Origin of the sequence: Haloarcula amylovorans (assembly GCF_004681185.1) — an archaeon.
In the GTDB taxonomy this organism is placed as follows: domain Archaea; phylum Halobacteriota; class Halobacteria; order Halobacteriales; family Haloarculaceae; genus Haloarcula; species Haloarcula amylovorans.
This window is the reverse complement of sequence record NZ_SRIF01000010.1, coordinates 73,826-100,800: the sequence shown is the minus strand read 5'-3', so window position 1 is coordinate 100,800 and position 26,975 is coordinate 73,826. Positions and strand designations below refer to the sequence as shown.

At 56.7% G+C, this 26,975-nt stretch carries 28 protein-coding genes; 22 read left to right on the top strand and 6 right to left on the bottom strand.

The genetic code is table 11. The features are described from left to right. Positions 1–108: 108 nt before the first annotated feature. The 6 genes from E4S61_RS21910 (at position 109) to E4S61_RS21875 (ending at position 7,185) form a co-directional block, all read left to right on the top strand. The gene (locus E4S61_RS21910) at positions 109–1,533 is read left to right on the top strand and encodes a cytochrome ubiquinol oxidase subunit I (RefSeq protein ID WP_135306049.1); all 1,425 of its coding nucleotides are present in this window, start codon (positions 109–111) and stop codon (positions 1,531–1,533) included. Continuing rightward, positions 1,526–2,530 carry a cytochrome d ubiquinol oxidase subunit II gene (gene cydB, locus E4S61_RS21905; protein ID WP_135306048.1) on the top strand — a complete coding sequence of 335 codons (1,005 nt, stop codon included), beginning with the start codon at positions 1,526–1,528 and terminating at the stop codon, positions 2,528–2,530. Before E4S61_RS21910 ends, cydB begins: the two co-directional genes overlap by 8 nt. A gap of 1,012 nt (positions 2,531–3,542) precedes the next feature. Further along, on the top strand, positions 3,543–4,247 hold the full coding sequence (locus E4S61_RS21890) for a metal-dependent transcriptional regulator (RefSeq protein ID WP_135306047.1): 705 nt from the start codon (positions 3,543–3,545) through the stop codon (positions 4,245–4,247). Beyond that, positions 4,248–5,510, top strand: a complete 1,263-nt coding sequence (locus tag E4S61_RS21885; RefSeq protein WP_135306046.1) for a multicopper oxidase domain-containing protein — start codon at positions 4,248–4,250, stop codon at positions 5,508–5,510. It abuts the gene before it with no gap. Beyond that, the gene (locus E4S61_RS21880) at positions 5,511–6,746 is read left to right on the top strand and encodes a ZIP family metal transporter (protein ID WP_135306045.1); all 1,236 of its coding nucleotides are present in this window, start codon (positions 5,511–5,513) and stop codon (positions 6,744–6,746) included. It begins immediately after the preceding gene. Positions 6,747–6,879: 133 nt separating this feature from the next. Next, the gene (locus E4S61_RS21875; protein WP_245180904.1) at positions 6,880–7,185 is read left to right on the top strand and encodes a plastocyanin/azurin family copper-binding protein; all 306 of its coding nucleotides are present in this window, start codon (positions 6,880–6,882) and stop codon (positions 7,183–7,185) included. A 415-nt stretch (positions 7,186–7,600) separates the two neighbouring features. Here E4S61_RS21875 and E4S61_RS21865 read toward each other — a convergent pair whose 3' ends face one another. From E4S61_RS21865 to E4S61_RS21855, 3 genes are read right to left on the bottom strand one after another with little or no spacing between them, the layout of a single operon-like run. Continuing rightward, a complete protein-coding gene (locus E4S61_RS21865) occupies positions 7,601–8,848 on the bottom strand; it encodes a tyrosine-type recombinase/integrase (RefSeq protein ID WP_135306043.1) in 1,248 nt (415 codons plus the stop codon). Between the two features lie 27 nt (positions 8,849–8,875). Further along, complete coding sequence (locus E4S61_RS21860) at positions 8,876–9,385, bottom strand: DNA-binding protein (protein WP_245180903.1); 510 nt, start codon at positions 9,383–9,385, stop codon at positions 8,876–8,878. After that, complete coding sequence (locus E4S61_RS21855) at positions 9,378–10,073, bottom strand: nucleotidyltransferase domain-containing protein (RefSeq protein ID WP_135306042.1); 696 nt, start codon at positions 10,071–10,073, stop codon at positions 9,378–9,380. The genes E4S61_RS21860 and E4S61_RS21855 overlap by 8 nt, the downstream gene beginning before the upstream one ends. 617 nt (positions 10,074–10,690) lie before the next feature. Between E4S61_RS21855 and E4S61_RS21850 the strand changes: the two genes are divergently transcribed. The 6 genes from E4S61_RS21850 to E4S61_RS21820 all read left to right on the top strand — a co-directional run bounded on the left by E4S61_RS21850 (position 10,691) and on the right by E4S61_RS21820 (position 15,950). After that, a complete protein-coding gene (locus tag E4S61_RS21850; protein ID WP_126665164.1) occupies positions 10,691–10,975 on the top strand; it encodes a hypothetical protein in 285 nt (94 codons plus the stop codon). 64 nt (positions 10,976–11,039) lie between these two features. Then, entirely contained in the window at positions 11,040–11,789 is a 750-nt protein-coding gene (locus E4S61_RS21845; RefSeq protein WP_135306041.1) for a helix-turn-helix domain-containing protein, read from the top strand. A gap of 61 nt (positions 11,790–11,850) precedes the next feature. Continuing rightward, positions 11,851–14,220, top strand: a complete 2,370-nt coding sequence (locus E4S61_RS21840; RefSeq protein ID WP_209309584.1) for a heavy metal translocating P-type ATPase — start codon at positions 11,851–11,853, stop codon at positions 14,218–14,220. 113 nt (positions 14,221–14,333) lie between these two features. Continuing rightward, positions 14,334–14,522, top strand: coding sequence for a hypothetical protein (locus tag E4S61_RS21835; protein ID WP_135306040.1), 189 nt, complete (start codon positions 14,334–14,336; stop codon positions 14,520–14,522). A gap of 250 nt (positions 14,523–14,772) precedes the next feature. Beyond that, entirely contained in the window at positions 14,773–15,558 is a 786-nt protein-coding gene (locus E4S61_RS21825; RefSeq protein WP_135306039.1) for a ParA family protein, read from the top strand. Beyond that, complete coding sequence (locus E4S61_RS21820; protein ID WP_135306038.1) at positions 15,555–15,950, top strand: hypothetical protein; 396 nt, start codon at positions 15,555–15,557, stop codon at positions 15,948–15,950. Before E4S61_RS21825 ends, E4S61_RS21820 begins: the two co-directional genes overlap by 4 nt. A gap of 523 nt (positions 15,951–16,473) precedes the next feature. Here E4S61_RS21820 and E4S61_RS21815 read toward each other — a convergent pair. Further along, entirely contained in the window at positions 16,474–16,902 is a 429-nt protein-coding gene (locus tag E4S61_RS21815) for a PIN domain-containing protein (protein WP_135306037.1), read from the bottom strand. Continuing rightward, entirely contained in the window at positions 16,899–17,207 is a 309-nt protein-coding gene (locus E4S61_RS21810) for an AbrB/MazE/SpoVT family DNA-binding domain-containing protein (protein WP_135306036.1), read from the bottom strand. Before E4S61_RS21810 ends, E4S61_RS21815 begins: the two co-directional genes overlap by 4 nt. A 259-nt stretch (positions 17,208–17,466) precedes the next feature. Between E4S61_RS21810 and E4S61_RS21805 the strand changes: the two genes are divergently transcribed. The 6 genes from E4S61_RS21805 to E4S61_RS21780 all read left to right on the top strand — a co-directional run bounded on the left by E4S61_RS21805 (position 17,467) and on the right by E4S61_RS21780 (position 24,360). Continuing rightward, complete coding sequence (locus tag E4S61_RS21805) at positions 17,467–18,720, top strand: Cdc6/Cdc18 family protein (RefSeq protein ID WP_135306035.1); 1,254 nt, start codon at positions 17,467–17,469, stop codon at positions 18,718–18,720. 795 nt (positions 18,721–19,515) lie between these two features. Beyond that, positions 19,516–20,553 (top strand): hypothetical protein, encoded by a 1,038-nt coding sequence (locus E4S61_RS21800; protein WP_135306034.1) that lies wholly within the window; start codon positions 19,516–19,518, stop codon positions 20,551–20,553. A gap of 71 nt (positions 20,554–20,624) precedes the next feature. After that, positions 20,625–21,494 carry a beta clamp domain-containing protein gene (locus E4S61_RS21795; protein ID WP_135306033.1) on the top strand — a complete coding sequence of 290 codons (870 nt, stop codon included), beginning with the start codon at positions 20,625–20,627 and terminating at the stop codon, positions 21,492–21,494. 134 nt (positions 21,495–21,628) lie between these two features. After that, on the top strand, positions 21,629–21,892 hold the full coding sequence (locus E4S61_RS21790) for a hypothetical protein (protein WP_135306032.1): 264 nt from the start codon (positions 21,629–21,631) through the stop codon (positions 21,890–21,892). 75 nt (positions 21,893–21,967) lie between these two features. Continuing rightward, complete coding sequence (locus E4S61_RS21785) at positions 21,968–22,927, top strand: zincin-like metallopeptidase domain-containing protein (protein ID WP_135306031.1); 960 nt, start codon at positions 21,968–21,970, stop codon at positions 22,925–22,927. A gap of 158 nt (positions 22,928–23,085) precedes the next feature. Beyond that, entirely contained in the window at positions 23,086–24,360 is a 1,275-nt protein-coding gene (locus E4S61_RS21780) for an IS4 family transposase (protein ID WP_135306030.1), read from the top strand. A gap of 354 nt (positions 24,361–24,714) precedes the next feature. Here E4S61_RS21780 and E4S61_RS21775 read toward each other — a convergent pair whose 3' ends face one another. After that, positions 24,715–24,987 (bottom strand): hypothetical protein, encoded by a 273-nt coding sequence (locus E4S61_RS21775; protein WP_135306029.1) that lies wholly within the window; start codon positions 24,985–24,987, stop codon positions 24,715–24,717. 237 nt (positions 24,988–25,224) lie between these two features. Here E4S61_RS21775 and E4S61_RS25710 point away from each other — a divergent pair, with 237 nt between their 5' ends. The 4 genes from E4S61_RS25710 (at position 25,225) to E4S61_RS21760 (ending at position 26,975) form a co-directional block, all read left to right on the top strand. After that, complete coding sequence (locus E4S61_RS25710; RefSeq protein WP_167768617.1) at positions 25,225–25,362, top strand: hypothetical protein; 138 nt, start codon at positions 25,225–25,227, stop codon at positions 25,360–25,362. A gap of 965 nt (positions 25,363–26,327) precedes the next feature. After that, the gene (locus E4S61_RS21770; protein WP_135306028.1) at positions 26,328–26,543 is read left to right on the top strand and encodes a hypothetical protein; all 216 of its coding nucleotides are present in this window, start codon (positions 26,328–26,330) and stop codon (positions 26,541–26,543) included. Then, a complete protein-coding gene (locus E4S61_RS21765) occupies positions 26,540–26,764 on the top strand; it encodes a hypothetical protein (protein WP_135306027.1) in 225 nt (74 codons plus the stop codon). Before E4S61_RS21770 ends, E4S61_RS21765 begins: the two co-directional genes overlap by 4 nt. Then, on the top strand, positions 26,757–26,975 hold the full coding sequence (locus E4S61_RS21760; protein WP_135306026.1) for a hypothetical protein: 219 nt from the start codon (positions 26,757–26,759) through the stop codon (positions 26,973–26,975). The genes E4S61_RS21765 and E4S61_RS21760 overlap by 8 nt, the downstream gene beginning before the upstream one ends.

Below are 26,975 nucleotides of genomic sequence, written 5' to 3'. Positions count from 1 at the left end.
AAAATCGCAAAATCGGAGTGATGGCATTCCATTTGGTATGGGCCCGTTCCTTATTCGGCCTGTGGGTCACCGTTCAGACCAATAGAGATATTCGTAGAGGTGGAACTAATGGTTGATCCCGTTCTTGCAAGCCGTCTCCAGTTCGCGCTCACCACCATTGTTCACATCATCTTTCCAGTGATGAGTATGGGCCTCGCGCCATTTCTCATCTATTTCACATGGAAAGAGATTCGTACCGGACAGCCAGTGTACGAACAGCTTCGTCGGTTCTGGACACGAATCTTTGCAGTGAGCTTCGTCGTGGGAACCGTGACCGGTCTTGTCCTCGAATTCGAATTTGGGACGAACTTCGCCGCATTCTCGACGACCGCCGGAGAACTGTTCGGTGGTCCACTCGCCCTCGAAGGGATGATGGCGTTCATGCTGGAAGCTACCTTCCTCGGGATCTTCGTCTTCGGCCGCAACCGTGTGTCAGACCGGCTGTACTTCGTATCGAGTATTGCTGTCGGGGTCGGCACGTGGCTCTCGGCTGTCTGGATCCTCATCGCGAACTCATGGATGCAGACGCCGCGTGGGTTCAAAATCGTCGTGGAGAACGGCCAGCGGATTGTGAAGCTTACCGACCCACTCGCAGCCTATCTCAATCCGAGGTTCCCCTATATGTTCATCCATATGCAGAACGCTGCCGTCGAGTCGGTCGCGCTCTTCATGGCCGGCGTCGCGGCCTACTATGTGTTCCGACACCACGTCTGGGGCTATTCGGTTGAACATATCGATGTCTGGGAGAAGACGCTCAAAATCGCGCTCGTCGTTCTACTCATCACGGCCCCGCTGCAGGTGATTCAGGGCGATGAGTATGCCCGCCACGTTTCCGAAACTCAACCGCAGAAATTCGCCGCGATGGAAGCCGTCTGGGAAACCGACTCCTACGTCCCCGAGTATATCGTTGCATTCCCGACGGACGTAAACGACTTGCTGAACCCACGCACGAAAGAACTCTTTGGCTTCGGCATCCCGGGTGGAGCATCCTGGCTCGCGAGTGGCGGAAACCCACAGGCTACGATACGAGGACTCGAATCTTTCTCGACAAAAGCCCCACCTGTGGCGATCGTCTTCTGGGCGTTCCGGATTATGGTCGCGCTCGGCTTCTGGTTTATTCTGCTGGCCGTCTGGGGGGGCTATCGATGGTGGCGCGGCGAACTTTTCGAAGACGGCCTGTTGCATAAGGCGTTGATGGCGTCGTCTCTCCTGGGATTCGTCGCCGTAGAGGTTGGCTGGATCGTCACCGAAGTCGGAAGACAACCGTGGGTTATTCAGGGGGTAATGAAGACGAGTGCTGGCGTCTCTCCAAGTCTCACAGGCGCCGAAGCAACGTTCACACTCCTCGGATTCGTTACCGGGTACATCCTGTTACTGGGCCTCTACACATACGTCGTCGGTCGAATTATCCGAGCAGGACCACCATCGAAAGACGAGCTCAGGCAGAGCGATTCTGACCGCGTCCCAGATTCGGAGGTGACGTCAGGTGATTAGCATCGGAGCGCTGGCCACAAGGCCACTATTCGGATTACCACTTGCCGAACTCTGGTTCGCGCTACTGTTTTTCATCTTCGGGATGTTCCTCTTTCTCGACGGCTTTGATTTCGGCGTAGGCATCCTGTTTGCAACCCGCGACAATGACCACGAGAAGGAACAGCTGTTAGCAGCTGTTGGGCCGTTCTGGGATGGGAACGAGGTCTGGCTCGTCGTCTTCGGAGGGACACTATTCGCGGCGTTTCCGTCCGTGTACGCGAACCTCTTCAGTCGGTACTATCTGTTGATGTTCGCGATTCTGGCCGCGCTCGGTCTCCGAGGGCTCGCCCCAGAAATGTACGAGGAGCGTGAAGACAGCCGCTGGCGGACACTGTGGGGTTACTCGTTTGTCATCGGGAGCACCGTTACGCCGTTCCTCTTGGGGCTGTTCGTCATGAACTGGCTGGTCGGAACAACCGGCCTTATCACTCCAGTGGGATTCCTAGGCGGTGTCACAGTCCTTGCCCTCACGATCGTCGACGGTGCGGCGTTCCTCGGGCTGAAAACTCGCGGCGCGCTACGAGATGAAATGAGAAACTACGGTATCCAGGCTGCCGTGAGCTATCTTGGTATCACGATCATTACGCTCGGGACGATATATGCAACTGAGCCAGGGCTGCGCTCCTCCTTCCGTTCGCCCACCGTCGTTGCACTTGTGATCCTCACGGCTACACTGACTGGAATCTACGCCGTCGCACTCCGCAAACGTCGGTACTACGCCGCGTTTGCAGCGACAGCTACACTCGTCTTCGGATTAGTGGGGCTTATCGCAACCCTTCTGTATCCCTTCATGGATCGGACTGCAGGACTTACCGTCCGGGAGGCGATTATCTCTACGCTTCCACTCAATCTCATGTCAATCATGGCGAGCGTGCTGCTCCCAATCGTGCTCGGCTACTTTGTCGTGCTCTATTCAGCGTTCAGTGGTCCCGTTGATACTGAGGAAACCTACGGATGAGACGCATAATCAGGCAATTTCGTACCGTTGAGTTGTGGGGAAATAGTCCAGTGAGAAATCAACATAGATTCGTGAATATGGTGGCCTGAGACAGTGACATCAACACAGTCCAGTTCGGTGCCCCGATTGCTGTCTCGTATCGTAGTGACATGGGTCGAGCTTACGGTTGTCGGGTTTGGGGGAGGTGCAATTGGCACATCGATTGGTGGCCCGCCAGGGTTGATTATTTATTTCGTTACGACCCTCCTCTCAGTTGGTATACTCTTCTACAACGTGAACGAACTTATCAAAGATTGCATATATTCCTATGCGGAATTCACGTAGTTGTCTGTGTATATCGAATTCGATTTCATGAAGTGAGTGAATTTAACTGGATAGGCCAGTGAGCACAAAATGTTCCATTGGTGTAGCTCGGCCAATCATCTCAGCATCTCACGCCGAGGACCGAGGTTCAAATCCTCGATAGAGCATTTTCAACCGGTTACCGAACAGGGATAAGAAATCTCTCCCCACTCCGAGTGCCCTGTCGTGCCTCAATCATATCTTAGCTGGGACCTAGATGCTTATATTTGTTAAATTAACTACTGTGGAATTGTACTGATTTGTACTGATTTTAGTAATTAGAGAGATATATTATAAACTTGTCAATGTCTTCGGCTCCGAATGTTTCTCAGATCGGTGTGGACATCGAACGGATTCGGGACCGAGACAGCAGGGGTGGGACTCGGAGTCGGCAGACTCAGTAATGGGAGTGGTCGATCCGCCCCGTCATGTCTTCCTCGGAACCGACACATTCGGCGGTCGCGTGGTCGGACTACCTACCTGCTGAGTCAAGTCAATCAGGCTCCCGACGATGATGGGCTATCCCGGTGAGACTGCGAGAAAGAGTGGGGGTGGGGATCGCGATTTCAAGCGTCTGCCACGATACCAGTCGACTGCCTCAGTTGGATGCAACCCGAATCAAGAGATAAGATGGCAAAAATATTTGTTTAGACGCATCAAATTCTGTTTCATGGTTACCCCTAAGGTCGAAGATTGCCTGAAGGCAATTTATCGTCTTCAGGACGGAGACACCCCGGCCTCATCATCTGAGATTGCGGCCGCGATAGGGGTCAAGCCACCAACCGTGACGACGATGTTGCAGCGCATGGACGACGATGACCTCATTCATTACGAGAGGTATACAGGGGCCCGCCTCACTGGTCGTGGGGAAAAGCACGCGCTCAATGTGCTTCGCAACCACCGACTGCTCAAACTGTTCCTGACTGAGGAACTCGGGTACGAGTGGTCTGCGGTGCACGAGGAAGCAGACGTCTTAGAACACCATCTCAGCGAGACGCTGGTGGAACGAATCGAAGCGGTCCTGAAGTCTCCTACGGTGGACCCGCATGGAGAGCCGATCCCCACCGCTGACCTCGAAATTCCACGGCGTGAGACACAACAGCCGTTGGCAGAGTGTCAAGAGGGAACAGTTGCAATCCTCTCTGAAGTACGAGCGAACAGTTCAGACGTCCTTTCGTACCTCACGAAGGCTGGAATCTCCCTCGGAACGGAACTCGAAGTGGTCGAGACCGCACCGTTCGGGATGATCACATGCGAAGTGAATACGGCAGACAAACCACTCTCGCTACCGGCCGACGTCGCTGCAGAAATCTACGTTTCACGGCCAGGAGAATCGATTGAAAACGCCCACAGACAATACCACGAGGCAAAATAGATGCCATCATTAGATTATTCACAAGCAGCAGAGCTTTCAGACAAACTGGAACAACGACTCATCGATTCGCTCGACACAGACCTCAAGACCACCCGACGGGCAGTTCTCGGGGGGCTTGGTCTCGCAGGGAGCGCTGCTTTCACAGGTATCGGACGGGCAGACGGAAATGAGGATCACGGCTCCGGAAAAGACTCCCATGGGAACTTCGGAGCGGTCGGTGAGTACAGCGACACCGACTTCGACCCACACGAATTCCTGTACCAGTTCAACACGGGCCGAGGTGAACAAGAGAACGTCCCGCAAGACGTGTACCAGGAGGACGGTCGAACCGTTCGCGAGTTCACTTTTCAAGCGGTCGACACCACTGTCACCATTGCCCCTGGAATCGAATTCCCAGCGTGGGCCTATAACGGGCAGATTCCTGGCCCAACGATTCGGGCCGTCGAGGGCGATCTTATTCGAGTGAAGTTCGAGAATCTCGGACGACATGCCCACACAATTCACCCCCATCTCCGGAATCTCAACCCGGAGATGGACGGGATTCCCCAGAACGGGCCAGGTGTCCTCGATACGGGTGAGTCATTCACGTACGAGTGGATTGCCCAGCCTGCAGGCTGTCACTTCTACCACTGTCACTCACTTCCACTCAAAGAACACATTCATCGTGGCCTGTACGGGGCGATTATCATCGACCCAGCCCCTGAGCGCGTCGCGGACAGACCCGAGGAGTACTGCGACTCCCACCGCTCGCAGATCACTGATGAACTTCGCGCAGACCTCGTCGCCGAGGCTAAAACGCGGAACCACGAGTATCCCGAGAATGACGCCATCAACGAGATGGTGATGGTGATGAACGGCTTCGATGTCAACTTCGACGGCGGCAATGAGGTATACGCTGCCAATACCCGTGCGTTCGCCTATGGTGTCGGTGACACCAACGGTCAAGGTAACTGGGAAGCTGGCGAAACCAAGCGTCCGATTCAGATCGACAAGAATCAGCGCCAACGAGTGTACCTCGTCAACGCGATCGAGTTCGACCTCATCAACTCGTTCCACACTCACTCACAGTTCTTCGACTACTACGACCACGGAACGACGCTGACGCCGACCCACCAGACGGTGGACACGGTCATGCAGTGTCAGGCACAGCGCGGCATTATCGAACTGGACTATTCAAACCACGACCCAGGACTCTACATGTTCCACGCTCACCAGTCGGAATTCGCAGAACTTGGCTGGATGAGTTTCTTCGAGGTGGTCTAAATGAGCAAACCGAACACCGATGGCGGTACGACTGTCAGTCGGACCGAGCGTCCGCTGGGACTTCCCAAGTGGGCTGCAGCACTGCTTCCAATCCTCCTGCTCGCACTCATCGCAGGTGGGTTCTTCGCAGCGACACCGTTCGCGTCGCTCGACACCGGAGGTGAGCCGCTCCCCGACGTGTCGGTAACGCACACGACGCTACCGAACGAAGAGACGATGGTCCTTCACGTCACGAATAACGGCCCGAACGAAGTAACCATCTCACAGGTACTCGTCGCAGAAGCGTACTGGGACTACGAGGTGCAGGGCGCAGGCGGTGATAACACACTCGCTCCTCGTGAGAGCGCTCAGGTCGTCATCCCGTACCACTGGAATCCTACCTGGGACCTCGAAGTCGCGCTGGTACTCGAAGGGGGAGCGACGGTCCACCACACCATCGTCTCACCGAGTCAGTCGCCAGGGCTGACGGGCGACTTGCTGCTTACGATGGCCGTCATCGGCCTGTTCGTCGGGGTTATTCCTGTCGCACTCGGGATGCTGTGGTTCCCGTTCCTGCAGTCGATGAGCGACCGCTGGCTTCACGCGATTCTCGCCTTCTCGGCGGGTATTCTCGCTTTCCTCGCTATCGATGCCGGGTTCGAGGCATTCGAACTCAGTGAGCAAGTGCCGGGTGCGTTCGAAGGAACCGCTCTCGTCACGCTCGGCATCATTGGTTCACTTCTCGCCGTTCAAGCCGTCAGCGCATGGCGCCAGGGCCGTGCAGAAGCAGGTGATAAGCGCGCCCAGAGCGGCCTGTGGATTGCCTACTTAGTCGCGCTCGGAATCGGCCTCCACAATCTCGCCGAGGGGCTCGCAATCGGGAGTTCGTTCGCACTCGGGCGCGTCTCACTCGGTGCGTTCCTCGTCATCGGCTTCATGCTTCATAACGTGACTGAAGGGCCGGCCGTCGTCGCCCCTGTCGCACGTGGAGAACGTCCGAGTGCTCTCCACTTCGTCGGCCTTGGATTCCTCGCCGGTGCGCCCGTCATTTTGGGGGGATGGCTTGGCAGTCTCGCCTTCTCACCGACGCTTGGAGCCTTCTTCCTCGCTGTTGGTGTGGGCGCGATCATTCAAGTGATCTGGGAACTTCGAGAGATGGTTAGTCGGAATGGACGTGTTGGTTCTGCGCTGAACCTCGTGACGTTCCTCGTCGGACTCATCGTGATGTACGCTACCGACCTCTTCGTCGCACTCTAAAACCCTCAGATCTACCTTTACTCAAGCAATGAACCGACGGCAGATGCTCAAAGTCGGCGGAAGCACTCTCGGAGCAATGGCAATGACGGGTTGTTCATCCAACGGCCAGTCAGGCGGACCGACACGTGTCTCGATGAACGAAGACTTCGCATTTGATCCGGAGACGCTGACCGTCAATTCGGGAACGACAGTGAGATGGGTGAACGATAGCAGCGTCAAGCATACAGTGACGGCCTATGAGGACGAGATACCAACGGAAGCAGAGTATTTTGCGAGTGGAGGGTTTGAGTCTGAGAGAGCCGCACGAAACAATGTGAGTGGAGGTCTGCTCGCTGCTGAAGATACCTATGAATACACCTTCAAGGCTGCGGGGATGTATCAGTATGTGTGCATCCCACACGAAAGCTCTGGGATGACAGGAACGGTGACAGTTGAGTAGTCCGCACTCTCTCTCTCTCTCTCTCTCTCTCTCGCTTGAGTGACGGAACGAGGTTGAATCCAAACACACCAGTCATACAATCGACTCTGTTTCCTAAGAAGACCATCTCATGACGTATGCATTGGAACAACCAGTCTTCCGCTCCATTTGTCGGAGAGGCCGTCGCGACGCGGCACTCAACCAGCCAGCCGTACCACGTCCGAATTGCATCATGGACACGAGCAATCGTTAATTCAGCGTACTCGCTCCCCATATAGGAAAATATCTACAGCGGTCCACGGCTTCGGTTTCCGTGATGTCTCTGTCGGTGTCAACAAGGACAAGGAAACCATCAGTCCCATGCTGTTCTCGATACGACCGAGCATAGCGAGCGAGGCGGAGTGAAATGACAATAAATAGTTACTCCACCCGCCACTTATACGTCAGAATCGACTTCGTTGAGCGCTTCCGTCGCCACGTCTCCTAGTTCTCCAGCTTCGATATGTGAATACCGCTCTCGCACCATCTCCTCGGAGTTGTCGAGATACCGGGCGGCAACCGTATACCCGAACGCTCTGACGAGGACCTCTCCCATCCCCCGTCGACCGCCGTGAGGCGCGAGATAGTCGTGTTTCGGATGGTCGATATCGATCTCGGCCACACCTGAGAGACGCTGGAGAATCGACCGTGCTCCATCCGTCGTGATTGACGGCGGTCGAACGTCCTCATCAAGCGCCAACAGGAGGTCGCGAGCGTACTCCTCACGTCGCTCCTCAATTGTATCCGGGCGCTCCCCGCGGTCAGCCAGCTCGTCGTGTACAAGCGTCGCAAGTGTCCGCTGGTCAAACGTCGGGAATACTGGCCAGCGCTCAGTCGGTGGGTCCATTAGCTTTCGATAGCTCCGCAGCGGCGAAATCACTGGGTCGGGGAGACTCGCGGCGTCCCACTGCTGCTTCTTCCGATAGACGTCCATACTCCCGTCCTCAAGCGAGATGTCCTCCCAACGAACCCCACGTCGGCGTGGGTCGTTCGGATCCCGGAGTAGTTCCCCGACACGCACAGCTGTGTAGGCAAGCACGAATACGAGCGCGCGGTCACGAGCCGCTTTCAGCGCTTCGTAGCGCGCCCGCTGCTTATCGAGGGGGACCATATCTTCTGGACGTGTCGTGTATATCTCAATGGCCTCATGCGCCTGCTCGTCGACGTGTCGGGTGAGCGCGTGGCGCTGTTCGGATGTCCAGGCCTGCTGGTCGCCCGGCTTTCGGCCGTCGTCTTCTGGAAGCGGTGCCATCGCACTCGCCCGCTGGGCGTAGTGCGCTTCGAGATAGCCTTCGTTGACGCACCAGCCACACCACGCAGAGATATAGCGGTAGTAGGTTTGTACAGTATTCTGCTTGAGCCCGCGGTCACCAGCGAGATGGCGGGCATACTCTCGAAAGACGCGCTCGTCAAGCTCTTCAAAGGTAGGTTCCCCGTCAACGTCGTCGGGGACGATCCCGGTCCAGTCATCGCCACCGCGGTCGCCTGCGGCCCATTCGACGAACCGCTCAAGTTCGCGTGCTGCGTTGCGTCGATAGTTCCCGCCGTCGCCACCGCGGCCTTTTCCCTTATCCTGGAGGTACCGCTCGAACGAGTCTGTGAGTGAGGTCGATTGCGTTCGTCCCGTGGGTGTATTCCGGTTCATAATGCTCTCTCGAAGTGTCTAATGTAGTCAGTCGCACAGACAGACGCCGCCTTCCCGGATTTGACTTACTGCGAATTGATGGACCGCGATAGCAAGTTCGGTCATTGCTTCCGCCTGTTCTTCGGTTGGACGCCCGCCGCCGTAATAACTCTCAGTCCGATTCTCGCTGTAGAGGGCCTTCATCTGTTGTGCAGTCTCCTTCTCGAATAGTCCGATCTGGTGGGCACGCTCGTAGCTGAACTGGTGGTCCTGAAAATCTTGGAGTGTATCATTCGTCATCGAGAGCGCATACGCCTCGATCGACCGTTCAATAGCGCCGAAGCAAACCTCGATAACGGCCGTGTAGTACCCATCCTGTGATTGGAGCGTGTCAACGACCTCAAGGAGGCGACACGCTTTCGTCAGTTGCGTCTTCCAGTCCGAATCGGCACTAATTCCCTCTTCAAACTCCATCCGCCCTCGTCCAACCATCTCGAAAGCATCCTGTGCACGCTCGAGTGCTGCGAGCACAGAGGCCGGATCCGAGCCGCTATTCATTGGCTGCTCCTTCCTCCAAGAGGAGGTTTTCGACGGTTTCGAAATCACTCGTCTTGTAGACTGGAATTCCCGAGACAATGATTTCACGAATGTCAGCGGTGTAGGCTGGAATCGCTTGGACGGCCTCGACATCGATATCGTACACGTAGCGGTCACCATCAAACTCCGTCTCTTCAAGGTCACGGGCGATAGCGTTCGCTTCTCGTTGGCTTTCGGCCCGCCCGGTGCGAGTGAGCACCCAGAGATCGATATCGCTTCGTCGGTCAGCGTCCCCCCGAGCGACACTTCCGTATAGGATGATGCCGACGACATCGCTAATGTTCTCACGGAGTTTCGTTACCGCAGTTTTGACGGGGTAGTGGTACTCCGATTGAGGAATCCGAAGGATCGGCTCGTCTGGGATAGATAGGCGCTGTCTGTTGATTTGTATGAGTCGCTGGTTACTTTCGGTGGATTCGACGACTAAATCGTTCGCACTAAGAACGTTCACTGCCCGTCGGACGGACTGATGGGAGTGACCGATCTGCATTGCGAGTTCTCGCAGCGAGAAGTCGCTGAATCGGTGGTTAGTTAAAAAAAGAAGAACATCACTTGTCGCCTTATGTTTGAATAAGCCCGGGTCTGAAGGGGGTATTGAAAGCGAAATAGATGCTCCAGACGAGCTCGTACTTTCCGTCTCGCGGTTCATATGCCGTATCACGGACCACTCCTATAAAAACATTATATGTGAGACGAGGTTTCCATAAATATCTAACACGAGAGCGGCATCAGCACGTTTGCGGCGAAGGACAGCCATCAGCTGCTGGCCTCAGTACGTTCGGTCATTGGGGAGAGAAAGTCCACTCGCGGATGGCGAAGCTGACGGTTTCGGTACGCTGCTGGGGCTCTCGGAGTTCGCTTCATCTTCGGTCAGAGTAGCTGAGTGGGACCAGTCCTAACACGGATCCCGGTCTCGGCGGCTCTCCCCCGGGGGAAGCGTCGTTCTGAGGTGGTTGCAGCATTCGTGCTTACCAGACGGCGGCGGGGGACTTCAAAGTGGTCGTGATTATTATACTAATCACGACCAGTTTCAATATTCGGTCCATCGGGAGAAATTGAGTATCTGGAGTCTCTTAACGCCGGAACTCCGCACCGAGGGAAATTGTATATCGTATATCGCTATACAAATTCTCAGACCTCGTTCCTAGACCTTCGCAGTTTGGATTGCTACAAATCAGACGTTCGATGACATATCGAACTCCACCGCCGCCATCACCTTCAGTGGAGTCGCCAACCCATTTCCGACTGGTTCCCGTAGACGACGATATGGCTGACGACCCCGACGACGGCGTTCGCGTCTGGCTGGTTGAGCGGACGTACTCCGACGACGAGCAAAACCTCATCATCCTCACCTACGCGACCCCCGACGGCGAACAGTACTTCCGCAAGGAACGGGCGCTCACCTCCTTCACCGACGTTCGGGACACCACCGCCGCCGTCGACGCCAACCCGGACAATCTCGGCACAGTCGACGACGCCGACCTCCAAGAACAGTACGCCGCAGAGGCACAGCGAATGCAGGACATCCACGACCCCGACGACGTGATCTGACCACCCGCCCGAGGCAGCAGCATCGGGCAGACGTGTTATGTCCGCACGCCGCCTATCGACGGGTATGCGCGAACTCGTCTTCGCCCTCGAATACGAGCCCGGGTGCAACAGGGTGGCGGACGCCCTCGCCGACCATCCGGACGCCCGGATCCGCTCGCTGTCGCTGCACGCCACCGCCGAGCGCCTCTGGCGGGTCGACCACGCCACCGGCACCCCGGACGCGCTCGACGCCATCGAGGACGCGTTCCTCACCAGCGACTACTACGCCGACTGCCTCGCGACCGAGGACTGCGGCGCCACCCAGACCACGCGCGTCCTTGACCGCGAAGACGACACGCTCGTCCTCTACTCCGACTGGGAGCGCACGCCCGACTGCGCGTCCGTCCCCCACATCGCCCGCAACCACCTCGGCGACGGCGTGCTGTTCGAGACCCGCCACGAGGGCCGTCACTACACGTGGCGCATCATCCACTCCGGCGAGGGCGACGTGGCCGCGTTCTTCGACGACCTCGAGGCGGCCGTCGGGGAGTGCGCCCAGACAGAGATGCTCCGAACCGCAAACACCGTGACGACGGCAAACAACGGCACTGAGAACACAGGTGGGCTGTCGCCCGAGCAGGAGGCCGCCCTCCGGGCCGCCGTCGAACACGGCTACTACGAGTCGCCACGTGAGGTGGACGTGAGTGACCTCGCCGACCACCTCGACGTGCCCCGCTCGACGCTCACTTATCGACTCCGGCGGGCCGAGGAACACTTGGCGAAGCAGCACGTCGTTGGCGATTCGGTGCCGGACGAGCCGTCGGCATCGCTCTGACACCCCCGATTTGGAATATTCCAACTAAGGCTTATCGAACTGAGGCCCCTACGTCAGGGTGATGACTGATGAATCAAACGCGGCCGGGCGGGCGAGCGGGGACGGTCAGCGACAAGAGCTGACTGCCCGCCTCGCCGTCCCCGAGATGGACTGCCCATCCTGTGCCCAGAAGGTCGACAAGAGCCTCCAGCGCGTCGACGGCGTTCTCGACGCCACGCTCCAGCCGACCACCGGCACGGCCAACGTCACGTACGACCCCGACCGCATCAGCGAAGCCGACGTAGTTGAGGCGATCGAGGCCGCCGGCTACGAGGTCGTCGGTGGCTCGGACACCGACGGTGACGATGAGCAAACCGAGGCGGACGACGGCGTCGACATCGCGCCGCCGTCGGAGGTCTGGACGAGTCCACGTGCGAAGAAGACGTGGCTCGGTGCGGCGTTCGTCATTCTCGGCCTGTTCTTCGAGTTCTTTCTCACTAGCCAGAACGTCGCGGTAGCGAGCGTCTTCGACTATCCACTTCACGTCGCTGACATCCTGTTCCTCGGTGCCGTCGCCGCCAGCGGCGTCCCTGTCGTCCGCAGCGGCTACTACTCCGCGAAAAACCGAAGCCTCGACATCGACCTGCTGATGGGGACGGCGATCATCGCCGCAACCGGTATCGGCTACTTCGTGGAGGCCGCAACGCTGGCCGTCCTGTTTAGCATCGCCGAGTTACTCGAGGACTACGCGATGGACAGGGCGCGGGACTCCCTGCGCGAGCTGATGGAGCTGTCGCCCGACGAGGCCACCGTCGTGCGCGACGGCGAAGAAGTCACGGTGCCCGCCGATGAGGTAGAGGTGGGCGAGACCGTGGTCGTTCGCCCCGGCGACAAGATCCCGCTCGACGGCACGGTCGTTGAGGGCGAGAGCGCGGTCGATCAGTCACCCATCACCGGCGAGAGCGTTCCCATCGACAAGACCGCCGGCGATGAGGTGTACGCCGGCGCAATCAACGAGGAGGGCTACCTCGAAGTCGAAGTCACGTCGACGGCGGGCGACTCGACGCTCTCGCGCATCATTGAGATGGTGCAGGGCGCACAGGCGAAGAAGACCGACAAAGAGCAGTTCGTTGACCGCTTCTCCGGCTACTACACGCCGGTCGTGGTCGTGCTGGCAATCCTGACCGCCGCCATCCCGCCGCTGCTCATCGCCGACCCGGTGTCGGTGGACGTGGCCGGGTACGGGTTCAGCTTCGCCGGCGACTGGCAGACGTGGTTCATCCGCGGGCTTACCCTGCTGGTGATCGCCTGCCCGTGCGCGTTCGTCATCTCGACGCCGGTGTCCGTGGTGTCAGGCATCACCAGCGCCGCGAAGAACGGCGTCCTGATCAAGGGCGGCAACTACCTCGAGGCGATGGGCGAGGTCGACGCCGTTGCCATCGACAAGACCGGGACGCTCACGAAGGGCGAACTCGCTGTCACCGACGTCGTACCCGCCGGCGGAACCACGGAGGACGATCTGCTCCGTCGCGCCGCCGGACTGGAGCGGCGCAGTGAGCATCCCATCGCTGCGGCGATCCTCGCCCGCGCCGACGAGGCAGGCGTGGGCGATCTGCCCGACCCGAATGGCTTCGAGAGCCTCACCGGGAAGGGCATCCGTGGGGAGATCGACGGCGAGACGTACTACGCGGGCAAGCCCGCGCTCTTCGAGGAACTGGGCTTCGATCTCTCTCGGACACGCCGCGAGACGGACGGCGGCGTCGTAGCGGAGGCGACCGAGTCCGACGACGGGGCGTTCGCCGAGGACGCGCTGTCCGCGCTGGAGCGTGAGGGCAAGACGGTCGTCATCATCGGGACGGAGTCGGAACTGCTAGGTGCGATCGCCATCGCCGACGAGGTACGTCCGGCCTCGAAGCGGGCCGTCAAGCGCCTGCACGAGCTGGGCGTCGAACGCGTGGTGATGCTGACCGGTGACAACGAGGGCACCGCCCGCGCCATCGCCGAGCAGGTCGGCGTCGACGAGTACCGCGCCGAACTCCTTCCCGAGGAGAAGGTCGACGCCGTCGAGGAGTTGCAGACGGAGTACGGGGAGGTCGCGATGGTCGGCGACGGCATCAACGACGCGCCCGCGCTCGCCACCGCGGAGGTCGGCATCGCGATGGGCGCAGCCGGCACCGACACCGCGCTCGAAACCGCCGACATCGCGCTGATGGGCGACGACGTCGGGAAGCTGCCGTACCTCTACGAGCTGTCGCACACGGCCAACGGCGTCATCCGGCAGAACATCTGGGCGAGCCTCGGCGTGAAGGCGCTGCTTGCCGTCGGCGTGCCGCTGGGGCTGGTGAGCGTTGCGCTTGCGATCGTGGTCGGCGATATGGGGATGAGTCTCGGCGTCACCGGGAACGCGATGCGGTTGTCACGGATTGAGCCCGACCGGTTCTCCGACACCTGACGTCCTCCTTCACCCTTCAAGTCTGCTGTACTCTCGAAGCTGTCGCCGATGAGGGAGCGGTCGGGCTCTCGGACGAATACTCCAAGCCGTGGGACACCGAGATCGAGTACAAGATGATCAAGCCGCTGCTGCCGTCGATTCGGTCGACGGACTACCGGATGCAATTCTGCACGTTCGAGTGCAGCCTGCTGTTGTACAATCTGTGGCGGATAGTGGATCACTCACTGAAGACGTTGGTCGACCTTCCTATGACCGCGGTGGCATTGATGCTGTTGCCGGGCGGGGTTGATCCGCCGTTCTGACGGACGTCCATAGGCGAGATAAGTCACGTCGATCGACAACATGACTGGCGTCTCGAACTCCAGACAGGGCTTGGCCCGCGTCAAGATACGGACCACGCCCTGGTTGACCATCTCCACGATTTCCTCAGGGGAGGGTTCTTGATCGCCTCTATAAGTGTTTTGTCGTCCGGTCTGTCCTATGAGCTGTAACGTCTGACATACCATTAAGTGCATTTATCTTGTTAAACAGATTTAGAGGGTTTAGCAAACTATGGCAAAGAAACCGTATCGGTTGGCCGTATCAAACCAGAAAGGTGGGGTTGGCAAATCCACCATTGCGCTGAACGTCGCCGGGGCGATGAGTGAACGAGACGCTGAAACGCTTCTCGTGGATTTAGACCCACAGGGATACCTCACTAGTGGAGTCGGCCTCGACGACGAATACACCGCACCATCGCCGAACCTGAACGATGCGCTGAAATCGCCGAGCGAACACAAGGTCGACGATCTGGTTATCTCTCACGACGAATTTGATGTGTTACCTGCAAACATCGACATGTTCTCGCTGGAGCAAGAGCTTGTGAGCGGAATGCGAGGACGTGAACGGCTATCGATGTTATTGGAGGACTTGGATGGCTACGATTTCATGGTTGTAGACTGCCCGCCGTCGCTCGGACTGTTGACTGACAACGCGCTACTGGCCTGTCAGAATGTGCTCATACCGGCTGAAGCAGAGGATACGAGCATTCGGGCCGTCGAACTGCTGTTCAAGCAAATCGATTCGCTCGAAGATAACTTCGGGACGGCCATCCAGGAAGAGGCGCTCGTGGTCAGCAACGTCGATTATCCGCTCGACGGCGAGCAAAAAGAGATGCTGGAATGGTTCGACGAGACGTTTTCCGAGAATATTCCTGTCTTCGAGATACGGAACCGGGCCGCTATCAAGCGCGCGTTCAACGCGGGTGTATCGATCTTCGGCCACGACGAGGAGTGCGACCAAACTGATGAGCTGCTTCGCATCGCCGACTACTTCGAGCAGGAGCGTGGTCAGCGATGAAAGACCGTGACGAAGCGAAAGACGAGATGTCTGAACGGTTAGGACAGCGCTTTGAATCCGATAAATCCGATAAACCGGATGATCGGACTAAAGAAGTTAAACAAGATAAACAAGCTAATCGAGACAAGGAGGTTAAACAAGATAAACAGACTAAACAAGATAATTCAGCTAAGAACTATAAACAAGCTTGGGATAGTAAACTCATTCATCTTCCCGACGAATTGATGCAGCCAGTCGACAAGGAGTTCGACCGGATGCAGTACGAGTGCGACTGGCAAGTCAAGAAGGAACGGCACTACTACCCTGTGATTATCTCTGAGGGCATCAGTGCCGTTGAGAACATGTCGGGAGACGAGTTCACTAAGACAGTCGAAAATCTCAGTTTGCGGTAGCACAGGTACTCTCTTCGGGATTTACAGCGGAGACAGTGATGTGCCTACACTTCAAGAGGTGTCGAGTCCCTAACCGCCGTGTTCAAAGTAACCTTTTTCGCTATATTCTCCGCTGTGCTATCGAGGACACATCTGCTGTCGATGTCTGAACCGTACTCAAAAAGAGAGTCCCCACCACCGAAGTCCGGATCTTGCAGCTCGTTAGAATCTAATCTGTCGAGGCCTTGGTGACGAGTCTTAACCCGAACAAGATTCCGAAGATGATCCTTTAGACCCGGACGAATAGGACGACGGAGAGGTATAGGATGAGACGCTCGAAATAGCGCGTGAGAAGGCCGACATCCCATCGAGAAGGTACGCTAACAACAAAACCCATCGACGATCGCGGCGCCTACCACCAGTAACAAGAAGGCGAACAGATCAAGAGTCAATACGTTGGACCAGTCGAGCCGGCGTAACAGACCACTAGATCTCTTAACGAGATTATTAGGAAAACAAGTGCTCAGAACGCCGATAGCGTGCGCTACGCTGGTTCGTTACGGAAGCGAGTGATTGGAACCTCAGCAACGTCGTCGTAATCGTCGTCGGCACCGACAAGAAGCATCCCCTCCACATGCGCTGCGGTTCCGAGTGCAAAGGCATCACCGAGTGCTGGCGAGTAGCGGAATTTGAAGTCGGCCGCCGCGGGCCACGTCTGTTCGGTGTCAACCCGACGGATACCGCTCTCCTCAAGGACATCGACGACAGCGTCAGCGCGTTCCTCACCGTCGATTGCACGCACAATGTAGTGAACCTCGGCGAGGTTAATCGCGGAAATATACCCATCGGCTGCACCTTCGACTGCGTCAATATACATCTCGACAGTGTCACTTCCGGGTTCGTTGCAAAAATAGGCGACAAGTGGTTCGGCGTCGAAGACGATCGTCTCAGGAATGGTAGCCTCATCTGTCATGCGTCGGCCTCGTCATCACTGGCATAGCGCTGCCGCAACTCCTCTTCACTGGCCTTGTCCTGTTTCCGTTCCTCTCGCAGCCGTTCGACTGCCGAACGGCCCTGTTCGTCGGTTTTCCCTTCCAAGACCCCACGTAGGTCTGTGACCGAGTGGATGGGACGGACAACAATTTCGCCCTCCTCGGTGCGAACGAACTTCACACGACCGGGTGTGTCGATATCCAGCTCTTCTCGGAACTCCTTGGGAATAGTCGCTTGCCCGCGCGATGAGACAGAGACTACCTTTTCAGACTCTGTTTTACTCATACTTTCTCTAGTCATTACTTCGTTCCAGTCATACATAAGGGTATTGTCGAAGAATGTCTTGAATCGGCCTATGCTGAATCCCTCCCTTCCAACCGTTCTCTGAAGCCATTGATGCTAGTAAGCGGGAGAACCTCCGGAAATACGGGGTGTGGTACGGAACCTACGGAAACGGTGGTGTCATAGCTATGCGGTTAGCCTACGGAAACTAACCCCCCTCCTACGGAACCTGCGGAAATACTGGTCGCAGGTTTTTTGTGGTGTGCGCAAGTGGGGCATACTAACGATAAGCCTCGTTATGACTTCAGCCTTCGATGATTTATCCGAGAGCGCGATTTTCGCTAAGCGCGACGCTCTCGCCGATGAATACATACCCTCAGAAATTGTTGGGCGTGACGAAAAGAAAGAAGAGTACATGAATGCCCTCCTGCCCGTCTACAAAGGGGAAAGTCCAGATAATATCTTCCTCTACGGGCAGAACGGCGTCGGGAAGACTGCTGTTACTCACTGGGTACTCAATCAACTTGAAGCATCAGAGAAGCTCCAAACAGAGCTTGCAGTCCTTCATATCAACTGTGAAGGGGTGAATACGTCGTACCAACTAACGATTGAACTCGCAAATCAGTTGATTCCAAATTCTGAGGATTACCTTCCCTCAACAGGGCATCCCGAAAGTAAGGTCTATTCTGTTTTCTTTGATCAGCTAGATAAGATCGGGGGTACTGCTCTCATCGTCCTTGACGAAATTGACCACGTGGCAAATATCGATACATTCCTCTACAAAGCTACGCGTGCAGCGAGCTATGGCGATCTCACTGAGACGAAACTCGGCCTCATCGGGATTAGCACCGATACTGCCTTTGGTGAGAATTTATCATCAGATGTCCGCTCATCTCTTCGTGAGCGCGTCATCGAATTTCCGCCATATGATGCCGGTCAGCTCGAAGAGGTCCTCCGCCAGCGTGTTGAGATCGCCTTTTACGATGATATCGTCACCAACGCCGCGATCACCTATGCGGCTGCCCTTGGGTCAAAGAACAGTGGTGATGCACGGATGGTTCTCGATTTGATTCGGATCGCTGGTGACTATGCTCGCGAGCGAGGAAAGGATTACGTCACGGATGATCTCGTCGAAGAAGCAATGGATGAATACGAAATTGAACGGTCAATGTCTGTCTTAGCTGATCTCCCGGAAAACATCAAGATCGTCGTGTATGCCCTCGCAGTTCTCGAAGAGCGTGAGGACGACGAGGTTACATCATCCATTCTCTATGATCTCTATAGTGATTTTGCACAGATTGTCGGTCATGATCCCGTTTCAGAACGTCGAGCACGGGACTACTACGGGCGACTTGATGAGTTAAATATTATCGAGTCTCAGGTGAAACACGACTCCTCGGGAGGGCAGTACAAGATTCATTCGCTGAATCATCCAACTAATGAGGTACTCGCAGCACTCGATGAGACTATCAATACGATTGGAGTTGACAAGAGCGTTCAACACTTGGTCAGGTAGTGGATTGAACTGAGTGATAGGAGGAGCATGTTTCGCTCAAATAGTGATGTGGAAGGCAGCCGGCCTGCTCATGTGGTTTGACACCGCCTTCGCAACCGAGGTTCAATATAGCGGTATTTTGCGATAGGGAAGCGCTCATCTCAGATATTGAACGCGCCAGGGTGCGATATAGACACCACCGTTTCCGGAGGTTCCGCACGGGCACCACTGTTTCCGCGGGTGATCGTCAGAAAACGTGAAAACCGCAAGATGGCATAGAGATTTGGCTAGGTGAGACACACACCCTCCATTGTTTCCGCAGGTTCGGGTCAAGAGTGTCCGACGAATTCTATACCTCTAGCTCACTAGAGAAAACTTTATATTATAGTGAGAAAAACCAAAACCGTACTGCAAACAAGAAGGAGCACTAGCAGTGGAATATCTAGGTTGAGAAACGACACGGCCAATCCTTCCATCTCTACCTGCGGAAACAATGGGGAGTGTGTGTAACTTCCCCCTTAACTCGACCACTGTCTTGTGATTTTTCGACTAATTTCTCACCCCCTCCGGAAACAGCGCCCTGCCTTTGGAACCTCCGGAAGCAATGGGGTGGCTTCTGGAACCTCCGGAAACATTGGGGTGGGCTACGGAACCTCCGGAAACACCGGTGTGTTGCTTCACTGTTCCTTTTCGTGACGAGCAGCTATAGCTCCAAGATGAAGCACTATGGAGAGTCTGCCACAATCGCTCAGTGGATGTTAGATCTCGTCTCTTGATGAGATTTTGTGCCCTCTCAGCGGGTGGGGAGGAATCCCGATGACAGACTCACCACTCAGTGCGTTCAGTAGCGATAGTACCGACCTCACACCGAGCGCCGAAAGCGTTGCTCGCTGTGCGACCATCACGTCCGCACCTGATCGTCAGGGCGTCGCGTGGAGTGAGCCCGACAGCGACTGGGGCCTCACGACTCGTCGGCCATACTCGAGTATCCATACCTCTGGTGGTCGAGCACACCAGCAACAAACTCGCTGGGTCGTCGATGGCGATGTCGGAGCCCACGTTGGACAGTACGGCACCGAGGAAGTGCATTCGATTCCGAACACCTACGGCGAATTCAGCAGTGTCGAAACAGACGTAACGTTCGTCGACGGACTCGGGGCTCAGTATGGCTATGGCTTCGATGGCAGCGCAGTCGAGAAAGCACTACGCGTGCTCACTGGCGGTGGCCGGTACTCTGCCTCGAAGTATTCGCTCATTCCCTGTGGTCGCCAGCCGTGGGTCTTGACTGGCCCCGAAGGCACGCTGCTGTGTAGCTGTGCGCCAGTCGACCGACCTAGCGAAGGACGGCTCACGACCAAGGTCGAGACTGACAGCAGTACGGTAGCGATTGAAGAACAGAACCAGACAGTCCTCGACGGCGTCCATCAGTTTATCGGGCTCATTGAAGATTCGCTGGGCGGCCAGATCACTGGTGTCGAGTACAAGCGCTCCCGCGGCGAGACACAGCACGTCTTCGTCGACGACGAGGCCGACGAGCAGTGGGCGATCAGCGCCGGGGACCTCGCACAGTTGGCGTCATTGACGACCGACCCATCGAGCATCCAGGGCAGCGTCGGACGAGGTATCCAGCCGCCCCGTGGTGGTGAGACGATCGTCGCCGAGTGGGATGGGCCCGAGCATCCGGTCGGGTATCTACAGGACGGGGACATCATCGCTGGCTATGAGTTCCACTGGGAGACATCCGCTGGCGCTCTTGAAGACGTCGCGACGGTGCGGACCTATCGACTTACACAATCGTATGGGACGTGGACCGTTGAGTATCGCACCGACCGCATTGCGACGGTTGTGCCCTGATCGAGAGCGTCGGTTCGCATCGCTCTGCGCGTGTCGATTTTGTGCTTCCCCGATGGGCGAGGGAATCCACAATGAGTACCGATCAGCAGCAGCCAGCCGACGAACAGGAGCCAGCAACCGAGACGCCCGATACGCCCGACGGAGGCACAGATACCGAGCTAGACGACGCGTCTGTGCCTTTTACTGGGTCAGTCTCGACGCAGTTCGACCTTGCAGCAGACGTTGCAGTCCTCAAACCTATCTTCGAGGTGGCCGCCAGCCTCGTCGAGCAATGTCGGATAGCTGTCTCGGCGGATGGGCTTGCAATGCGGGCCATCGACGCCGAATGTGTTTCGATGCTCGAGCTGCGAGTGGATGCAGCGTCGTTCGACAGTTTCGACGTCACAGAGGGCGTCCTCGGCGTGAACGTTCAGCACGTCGCTGATGCGCTGTCAGTCGGTAGTGCAGACGACGTTGGGCGACTCACGCTGAACGCCAGTGTGAGTGAACTCGAAATCGATGTCGACGGAATCACCCGGACGACCGAACTTATCCCGACCGAGTCCATCAGAACCCCGCCGAGTCTCCCCGAAATCGAGTCGCCGGCAACGTGTCACATCTCGCGGTCAGACCTTTCGTTCGCGCTGTCTGCCGCGAGTGTTCTCTCGGAACGGGTCGAAATCGACGTCGACGCTGATGATGGGGAACTTCGATTCTGCGCCGACGGCGACATCGATAGCATGGTGTACCGTCGTGAATCCCAGGAACTGGTCGCGTTCGAGCCTGCCGACGCACTGGCGCGGTTCGAGACGAGCCGGCTTCGCACCATCGACCGTGCCCTGCCGGGTGAGTCCCCTCGCAAACTGGAAGTGGGTCAGCACAATCCCGTGCGAATTAGCGCACCATTCCCCGACGCCGAGGGAATTTGCCAGTTCCTGGTCGCACCGAAACTGCCGACCTGACTGCGCTCTCGGGCGAAAAGCTCCGGACACAGTGGTGTATCGCTAACCAACACTTCGGTGGATGACTCACTGACTGTTGGTTAGTCAGTTTTCTGCCTCCCTGCCGAAGTGAGGGGGCGACCTCTCGAGACATTATGGACGAAACTATCCCAGACTACGAACGATTCGAGCGCCGCCAGCTAGCTACCGACTGCGACACGGGAACGGATTCACTCTGTATCGACGAGTCGCTCGCACATGATATCGTCGAGGACCTCCGTGCCGAGGGAGTGGTCGACGTGATCCCAGCGGAGCAACTACTCGCTCATTCGCCGTCGGGAGAGGTGTTCGAGTCGAATCAAGCGCTCGCGTACTTCCACGTGGGCTGGGCGGCCGCGAAGTCCCGAAACGACGAGTAGCTCCCAGCCGGCGATTTTCTGACCCCCCGGAGGAGGTGCGGGGGCGTACCCGAGAGTGCGTCCCGACAGAATCCAATGGCGACAATCCAAACCGACCTTCCCGACGCAGAGACGTCTCACCAGCAAACTACGCACTCCTTCGACGACTCGGACACGCGAGCCGACGACATGCGTGACCAGCTCGATGCGTGGGTCGAGGACCTCGCCGAACTAACTGACGAGGCCCAGGCCAGCGAGCAGTTCCAGCAGTGGCTTGAGGTCCAGAGCAAGTTCCACGACTACTCGGCCCGGAACACGCTGCTCATCCAGTTGCAGTGTCCTAACGCGACTAAGGTCGCCGGGTACAACACGTGGCAAACGGAGTTCGACCGCCACGTCCAGCAAGGCGAGGACGCGATCTGGATCTGGGCACCCATCATCACGAACAAATGTCCCGAGTGCGGGAACTCGCCGTCCTATCACGTGAATACGGAGTGTGAGTACGACGAAACCGAGCCCGACGAGTGGTCCCGAGGGCTGGTTGGATTCCGGCCGACCTCGGTGTTCGATATCTCTCAGACTGATGGGGAGCCGTTGCCTGACCTCGAAACCGAAGCGTATGGTGATGCGGACGGTCTCGTCGAGAATTTGTTGTCCGCGACCGACGCCATCGGCGTTGATGCGACTATCGTTGCTCCCGACGAGTGGAAGCACGGGTCGGCACGCGGGGTGTGTGAACGGCGGAGTCCGACGACGACGAATCCGGTCGTGGAGGTGGTCGACCGCGAAAACCAGGCGGATCTTGCGAGTACGTTGATTCACGAGTTTGCCCACGCAACCATGCACTTCGAGCGCGAGCCGGGCGAGAAGAAATCCCGCTTGGAGGTCGAGGCTGAAGCGGTGGCCTACATCGTCAGTCGGCACTTTGGCTTGGACCCGGGCAACTCGGCGTTTTATCTGGCGGCGTGGGACGAGGATGCGCCGGCGACGGTTCGAGACCGGTTGGATCGGATTTCGAGTACGGCGGCTGATCTTATCGAAGCTATTGAGAACTAAGCCACGAGGCCTGTCTCTTACTGGCTGCTGCAAATATCTTTAGCATCCGTCTTTAGCTAAGAGAAGAATCGCGTGACAGCGGCGGCTTATCGAGGCTACTTTTCGAGAGGAATGAGGAGGAGAAGTCTGTGCACAACCCTCGCTCCTCATCGAGAATTATGCGTCGACTCACTACGCTTTTTCCATCTGAGTTCCTCGAAGAGCACGCCGAGGAACTCGGCGTGGTCGAGCGTGAGGGCAAGCTTCAGGTACCAGTCCTCGTGTGGGCGCTCGTGTTCGGCTTCGCCGCAGGCGAAAGCCGAACACTTGCTGGGTTCAGACGTAGTTACAACTCCACAGCTGACGAGACGATCTCTCCCGGCGGCTTCTACCAACGGTTGACGCCGTCACTCGTAGAGTACCTCCGCGACCTCGTCGAGCGGGGCCTCGACGAGGTCGCTGTTCCTGATGCTGTTGACGCTGATATCGACCGATTCAGGGACGTGATGATCGCTGATGGAACCGTGTTGCGGTTGCACGAGTTCCTCTCCGATGAGTTCCAAGCCCGTCACGAGGAGCAGGCTGGAGCGAAGCTCCACCTGCTCCACAACGCCACCGACCAGACGATTGAACGGATCGACGTTACTAACGAGAAAACGCACGACAGCACGCTGTTCAAGACAGGGTCGTGGCTGCAAGGACGGCTCGTTCTGTTCGACCTAGCGTATTTCAAGTACCGCCGCTTCGCGTTGATCGACGAGAACGACGGCTATTTCGTAAGTCGGCTGAAAGAGAGCGCGAATCCGGTGATTACAGCTGAATTACGGGAATGGCGCGGCCGCGCCATTCCCTTGGAAGGCAAGCAGATCCACGATGTGATCACTGACCTCTCACGGAAGTACATCGACGTAGAGGTCGAAGCCGAGTTCAAGCGGGGTCAGTACGAGGGAACTCAGTCGCTGGATACGAAGCGGTTCCGCGTCGTCGGCGTCCGCGATTCGGACGCCGACGACTACCATCTCTACATCACGAATCTGCCGAGAGACGAGTTCCTGCCGGCGGATCTAGCAACGTTGTATCGATGTCGATGGGAGGTAGAAACGCTGTTCCGTGAGTTGAAGACGCAGTACGAACTGGATGAATTCGACACGAGCAACCCGGATGTCGTGAAAATTCTGCTGTACGCAGCGTTGCTGTCGCTGTTGGTGAGTCGTGATCTGTTGGATCTGGTCACCGAGCAAGCCGACGACGAGATCGTGTTCCCGCCAGAACGCTGGGCGGCGACCTTCCGGTCGCACGCCCAGCTCATCCTCCACGAACTCGGTGAATTCCTTGGCTACTCACCACCACCGCTGTTGGAGCGGTTGATCGAAGATGCACAGAAGATCCATCAACAACGACCGATCTTACAAGAGACGCTCGCTACCGCTACGCAACCGAGGTGTGAGTCTTAGCTAAAGACGAATGATATCTTTAGTTGCGACTTTTATCACACCTCGTTTCGAATGAACACGCACTCCCAACCACTCTGTATTTTTCAACGGAAACAGTGGTGTGGATTTATCGAGGGCGGTAGCTATCTGTAAGAGTAACAGCCCACTACATAGTTTAATTTCCATCTATAAATAATAAGGTAATTTTAAGCAAATATATTGAAAACTCTACTGAGCTGATTCACACTTCTTGTTTGTCGAAAGAAGTTCTAGGCAGCAGATCGGTCTGTCGGGTTCAGTACCGATACGAAAAATTCTGAAGTAGCTGGATCTAGCGCGGGAAGAAGTGGAGGGCTTAGGTGGCAAGCTGTTTCTCTATCTTGGATCGACTTTCGTTGTGTACACGAAGTACATGCCCCCAATGAGTAGTAAGATGCCAAGTGCTGGGTTCGTGAGCACGAACGCGATTACCACAGACGTTAGTGCGGCTCCAAGTAGCGCACCAACAGCTGCCTGTGAGAGCCAACTCGCGAATCCGTTTTGACGCGAAGTGTATTGGCCCATGTTGTTCCGATACGGGTCGTTCCAGAGGAGGGCGATGACGGCACCGATCATCCCACCCATGATGGTAGTAGCGGGTTCGACCATCTGCTAAGCATTCGACATCTGGTAACTTAAATCTTGCAACCGGTCGATAATTATTGAAGAATAGATGATTGCTCAGAGGGATAGGGGGCACCCGCTCAGTAGGGCTGTTTGTGGTTCATACAAGTCTATTCAGAAAGAGATGCGGTGCATCTTGGTGAAATAGTCATAGCCACCCGCTTCAAGAGAACAACTTGACTGCCCTGATTTTGTGCACCTCTGGCGGGTGAGAGGCTCAGCATGAGTACTGACAAACAGCAGCAAGTTGATGAAGAGGCACACGACCAAACCGACGAAGTCGCTACCATCGCCGCCGAACATCGCCGTGCACAGGTCTCGGGCGAAGTATTTGAGGGCGAGCCAGGCGGAGAGCGCTAGGACCGATGAGTGACTCTTTCGAATACTCAATCATGAACGCGAACAGGAAACAGAAACTGATAGCGGTAGGTATAGGCGCAGTAATCACCAGACCCGTCGTCGGAATCGGGATTTCACTCCTGTTCTTTGCGATGCTCATCGCCACCGGAGGGTCAGGAGCCACACTTGGATGAACTATTGCCGGCGGTCTCGGATACGGCTTCGAGATGGCGACCACCGGTCCGGTCATCGCGGGGAACATCCTGATCTACTCAAGATGCACGCCGTCGGACTCGTAGTCGCAGTCCCGGTCTGTCGCCGACTCTGGCCCGCAGAGTAGCGTATTACTTACACCACGCTACACGTAGGCTCTTAAACCAGGCGGCGTTATTGACGGTTATGCTTCATTACTTCGAAGCACTGAGGAGTGGGCTTATAATCGACTACCTGTGGGGAATTCTGGATTGGTTACTCCACCTAATCGTTGGTATTGCTTGACTGCACCGTCGAGAAATCAGTATTTCACTCGGAGATACAGGTCTCGGAACGCGAATCCGACGCATACGATACCTCTTAGAAACAGTACGGCGAGGACATTCAAAGACGTCATCCGAGGTTTTACCAAGAACAGACCTCGAATCGACTGGAGTAAAGTGAGGCTGCCGATAGTAACCATCACGGTCAAAAATCGAAGGCTGTAGCCTGCACGGTGATTATCTCCGTCCGCGAATGAATCACTCTGCATATCTGTCCTCTATTACTGCCAGCTGACAGTCGAAACCGTATCTTGTTCCTAGCCGACTACCAGAGACTGGATCGCGATCAATCCCGTTCATTCTGCTGTTCAGGTATTCAGCAATCCGTGATTTTGTGCGCCTCTGGAGAGCGAGAGGATGTCCCAACAAGAGTCTCGACCTCGGCGACCTTCTGGATCGTGTCCCAATCAGCAAAAGGTATCTGTCGAGTCGGTCACAGAGACGGTTCGAATGCAACGGACTCCGGAGACCGATTTCGAAGCACAGGTTCTGCGGACTGTCGCTCAGCAATCGGAGAGGATCACCACGCCGGATATCTTGGCACTCCGAGTACAGTTGGACGTCGACGTTGCTGAGCAAGCACCACTCCGACAGCGAGTTCGAACCGTCGTCGACGCTATCACCGAAACGGTCGCGACGTGGGACCAGCAGGAGATGCGGGTATGAGCGGTGATACCGACGCCGTGGTTCTGGAAGATCTCCCGCCCGAACGACTCCTGTCGAGCGACCAGCTCCAGCCGATTCTGGCTGGAATTCGCTGTATGGACTCCATCGAGACGATTCAGGCGTATCTGGCCTACGAAACGAAGCATCAGGACCGAACGCACGTTCAGGACAAACTTCGGTTACGAGCTCGTGAACTCCGGCGGGGTGACGGCGATGAGTGACAAGCGACTCTTCATCGAGGTCCATGGAATTGGCCCCGACGATATCCCGGTTCACGCGGATGAGCCATCGGTCCCCGACGAAGCGACGGCCATCGCGAACGACATTCACGATCTGCTTCGGGAGGAGTACGGACTGACCGACGTCGAAGGTGTTGCGACCGTTGTGAATCCCGATGTCCACGAGCAGTTATTGGGCGAGTCTGATTCCTGA

What these genes read in the sequence shown, in the direction of transcription:
- E4S61_RS21765 (WP_135306027.1), top strand. Translation starts at nt 26,540, where the DNA reads ATGAGCGGTGATACCGACGCCGTGGTTCTGGAAGATCTCCCGCCCGAA.
- E4S61_RS21885 (WP_135306046.1), top strand. Translation starts at nt 4,248, where the DNA reads ATGCCATCATTAGATTATTCACAAGCAGCAGAGCTTTCAGACAAACTG.
- E4S61_RS21770 (WP_135306028.1), top strand. Translation starts at nt 26,328, where the DNA reads ATGCAACGGACTCCGGAGACCGATTTCGAAGCACAGGTTCTGCGGACT.
- E4S61_RS21775 (WP_135306029.1), bottom strand. Translation starts at nt 24,987, where the DNA reads ATGGTCGAACCCGCTACTACCATCATGGGTGGGATGATCGGTGCCGTC.
- E4S61_RS21825 (WP_135306039.1), top strand. Translation starts at nt 14,773, where the DNA reads ATGGCAAAGAAACCGTATCGGTTGGCCGTATCAAACCAGAAAGGTGGG.
- E4S61_RS21855 (WP_135306042.1), bottom strand. Translation starts at nt 10,073, where the DNA reads ATGAACCGCGAGACGGAAAGTACGAGCTCGTCTGGAGCATCTATTTCG.
- E4S61_RS21840 (WP_209309584.1), top strand. Translation starts at nt 11,851, where the DNA reads ATGACTGATGAATCAAACGCGGCCGGGCGGGCGAGCGGGGACGGTCAG.
- E4S61_RS21860 (WP_245180903.1), bottom strand. Translation starts at nt 9,385, where the DNA reads ATGAATAGCGGCTCGGATCCGGCCTCTGTGCTCGCAGCACTCGAGCGT.
- E4S61_RS21810 (WP_135306036.1), bottom strand. Translation starts at nt 17,207, where the DNA reads ATGAGTAAAACAGAGTCTGAAAAGGTAGTCTCTGTCTCATCGCGCGGG.
- E4S61_RS21815 (WP_135306037.1), bottom strand. Translation starts at nt 16,902, where the DNA reads ATGACAGATGAGGCTACCATTCCTGAGACGATCGTCTTCGACGCCGAA.
- E4S61_RS21850 (WP_126665164.1), top strand. Translation starts at nt 10,691, where the DNA reads ATGGCTGACGACCCCGACGACGGCGTTCGCGTCTGGCTGGTTGAGCGG.
- E4S61_RS21845 (WP_135306041.1), top strand. Translation starts at nt 11,040, where the DNA reads ATGCGCGAACTCGTCTTCGCCCTCGAATACGAGCCCGGGTGCAACAGG.
- E4S61_RS21865 (WP_135306043.1), bottom strand. Translation starts at nt 8,848, where the DNA reads ATGAACCGGAATACACCCACGGGACGAACGCAATCGACCTCACTCACA.
- E4S61_RS21880 (WP_135306045.1), top strand. Translation starts at nt 5,511, where the DNA reads ATGAGCAAACCGAACACCGATGGCGGTACGACTGTCAGTCGGACCGAG.
- E4S61_RS25710 (WP_167768617.1), top strand. Translation starts at nt 25,225, where the DNA reads ATGAGTACTGACAAACAGCAGCAAGTTGATGAAGAGGCACACGACCAA.
- E4S61_RS21785 (WP_135306031.1), top strand. Translation starts at nt 21,968, where the DNA reads ATGGCGACAATCCAAACCGACCTTCCCGACGCAGAGACGTCTCACCAG.
- E4S61_RS21800 (WP_135306034.1), top strand. Translation starts at nt 19,516, where the DNA reads ATGACAGACTCACCACTCAGTGCGTTCAGTAGCGATAGTACCGACCTC.
- E4S61_RS21835 (WP_135306040.1), top strand. Translation starts at nt 14,334, where the DNA reads ATGATCAAGCCGCTGCTGCCGTCGATTCGGTCGACGGACTACCGGATG.
- E4S61_RS21875 (WP_245180904.1), top strand. Translation starts at nt 6,880, where the DNA reads ATGAACGAAGACTTCGCATTTGATCCGGAGACGCTGACCGTCAATTCG.
- E4S61_RS21780 (WP_135306030.1), top strand. Translation starts at nt 23,086, where the DNA reads ATGCGTCGACTCACTACGCTTTTTCCATCTGAGTTCCTCGAAGAGCAC.
- E4S61_RS21910 (WP_135306049.1), top strand. Translation starts at nt 109, where the DNA reads ATGGTTGATCCCGTTCTTGCAAGCCGTCTCCAGTTCGCGCTCACCACC.
- E4S61_RS21890 (WP_135306047.1), top strand. Translation starts at nt 3,543, where the DNA reads ATGGTTACCCCTAAGGTCGAAGATTGCCTGAAGGCAATTTATCGTCTT.
- E4S61_RS21760 (WP_135306026.1), top strand. Translation starts at nt 26,757, where the DNA reads ATGAGTGACAAGCGACTCTTCATCGAGGTCCATGGAATTGGCCCCGAC.
- E4S61_RS21820 (WP_135306038.1), top strand. Translation starts at nt 15,555, where the DNA reads ATGAAAGACCGTGACGAAGCGAAAGACGAGATGTCTGAACGGTTAGGA.
- E4S61_RS21795 (WP_135306033.1), top strand. Translation starts at nt 20,625, where the DNA reads ATGAGTACCGATCAGCAGCAGCCAGCCGACGAACAGGAGCCAGCAACC.
- E4S61_RS21790 (WP_135306032.1), top strand. Translation starts at nt 21,629, where the DNA reads ATGGACGAAACTATCCCAGACTACGAACGATTCGAGCGCCGCCAGCTA.